Source organism: Leptospira borgpetersenii serovar Javanica, from assembly GCF_003046425.1.
GTDB lineage: Bacteria > Spirochaetota > Leptospiria > Leptospirales > Leptospiraceae > Leptospira > Leptospira borgpetersenii.
In genome coordinates, this window is sequence record NZ_QAJG01000001.1 from 265001 (window position 1) to 267500 (window position 2500).

The window sequence follows — 2500 nt, forward strand, 5'->3', positions numbered from 1 at the left end:
AAACAGAAAACTAAAGTACCGCTTTCGAAGGATCGCTTCCGCAGTTTTTGGAACGCGCTGTAAGAAAGTTTGGACGAATCCAGCCTTTGCAAGCAAAGGCTGAACCGCGCTTTAACTCAATGTTGCTGCCTACGGTCGCAACATAATGCTCCAATTCCTTCGGAATTTCCACTACAATCGCTTTCGCATTTGTTAAGCCGAACTCACGTTAAATAAAGCCAAACGTTCTTTAAGCGGCGCTCTTCCAGCGTTGTATTTTTAATTTTTCGTTAAAACGAACACCTCTCTTAATCGTAAATGATCTATGAAATCTCTTAGAAACGTGACGACGAAAAATAGAAAGTAATTTTCCCACTTTCTAAAAATATCTTCGGAAAACTTTTCGGAGAAAAAGATTACATCAGTCGATCTTTATTGGAAAGTATTTTCAAAAATGGAATTCAAACTCATTACAAAATTAAAGAAGAATATGAAAAATAAGCTAACGCCTTTAAATTTGAAATTAAGAACTTGTCTCAATGACAATCTACAACATTCACTTTCCACTTAGAGCGAACTTACGTTAAAACAAGCTCAAACTTCTTGATCGTCCGAGTAGCCACGCCAACACCACATACATTTTTTTTAATTTATCATTTTATAATTCAATTATTTTACCACTTGGACACATAAAAAATACCATGATGATCTTATTTCAAAAATTAGAATATAAAATCTTCTCCAAAAAAAATGAAATTACGAATCGGATGTAATTCTTAAACGCTTCTGTGCGTTGCAAAATTACTCCTTAATTTTGGAGCCACTTCCATGCGTCCGAGTAGTAATTTTTTAATTCAAATCCACCCAAAAACTTAAAAAAATCGACCGTCAATCGCAATAAAACGTACAGTTTTCACAAATTACGTTTTTTTGTTAGTTTACGGCTTTTTAACGAACGTTGTCATCATTTAAATTCGGTAGGAATTCTTACATATCATAGACGATATTTCTACATTTTGCGAAGCGACAGCGATTGTTTAAACCAACTTTTGAAAAAAGAAAAACATGATTCCGAACGAGGAATACTAAATACTACGTTCACAAATGTATTTTCTTTTGAATGAAAAATCATTTCCGGAGAACGTTTTTAATTTTTACCGATCTATGAGAATTTTTAATCAAGCTATAATTCACACGTTCCGTCAAAACCTCTATAAACAGAAATTTTCGCCGCAACGTCTAAATCCAGGTTGGCAGAGAAGTTTTCACTTAAAATTCTGGTCGTAAATGCCTGAACTTCTCGAAAAAAAACTGGGACTCGTAAAAAAAGAGGAAAGAGCGGACTTAACGTAGCGGCCGACGACATTTTCCTATTTCCAATCCCGGATCCTACCTATAAGTTTTTGGAAAAAGTTTGGTCTTCTTTCGTAAATAAAATCGTCGCCTTAACGTTTACGAACAATCAACCTATGTTCAACTATGCGGTCTTTGAAGCGATTCAAGACAAGAATTTAAAAATCGTGGCCTCCTCCACACATTTTAAAATGAAAGAAGTCGCGACTCGAATCGGACTCAAAGATATTCAAGAATTTATAAACCGAACTCTTCCCGTATCGATCCAGGACCAGGATAATCTTTCCGCGAATTTTATCCGAGAAGCGATCATATCAGTCGAAACCAAAAAACGTCCCGAAGTCGTTTTCAGTAGTCTCAAAGACGAAAAAATTCACCCGAATTTAAGACATCTTCTTTCAGGGACCATGAACTACGCAGCCGGAATTCCACTTTTCGTAAAAGGAAATCCGATCGGTATGATCTGGGGAATTAGAAGAGATAGGATGAGCGACGAACAAAGAGAAGAAGTTCGAGAACAATTGAGTTCCTTTTACGACGTAGTGGATTTTGTAGTCGCCCGTGAAATGGACAACAAAGCGGATCCTTATATCGCAAAAAAGAATATAGAAAAAGCGGATCTTCATTCCTACGCGAAACACCTTTATTACACGAGAACCGGAGGACAACAACATCCGGTCACTTCGATCATCTTCGATTGTCATACTTACAATTGTTCCTATCGTTTGGACGCGAGTTATATTATTCCGTCTAACAACGGTTTTTCGGTTAGTCTAAAACGATTCGAACCGGAAAAAACGAACGAAACCGGAAAAATCCTTCTTTTGATCCCCGGCTTTTTCTGTAGAAGATCGGTGATGGACAAGGTTGCACGAGAGATGGCTCTCAAATACGGTTACCGAGTCTTTTCCATGGATATGCGCGGTCGCTCCAGACAAACTCTTCCCTACAACGGAATTAAAGAAGGATGGACGATCGACGATTTCATTCAGGAAGATTTTCCCGCGGTTCTCAATTGGATACGAGAAAGTTTTCCAAAAGAAAAAATCGTAGTGATGGGGCACAGTATGGGGGGAATGATTCCTAGATACTATGTATCCGCCTACGAAACCTTCATCTCCAAATATCCTCAAAACAAGGTCCCACTTCCCGATCCCAAAGAGGCGAT

The 2500-nt window shown here is 37.9% G+C and carries 1 protein-coding gene and 1 pseudogene (1 of these 2 only partly in view); both read left to right on the forward strand.

Annotated elements, in window-relative coordinates:
• Window positions 1–339: 339 nt before the first annotated feature.
• A pseudogene (locus tag CLV95_RS01250) lies at window positions 340–493 on the forward strand (transposase); the annotation flags it as partial.
• 889 nt (window positions 494–1382) lie between these two features.
• Window positions 1383–2500, forward strand: partial view of an alpha/beta hydrolase gene (locus tag CLV95_RS01265; protein ID WP_002742972.1) — the 5' portion only. It continues 637 nt past the right edge of the window; only the first 1118 of its 1755 coding nucleotides appear in the window; the start codon lies at window positions 1383–1385; the stop codon falls past the right edge of the window.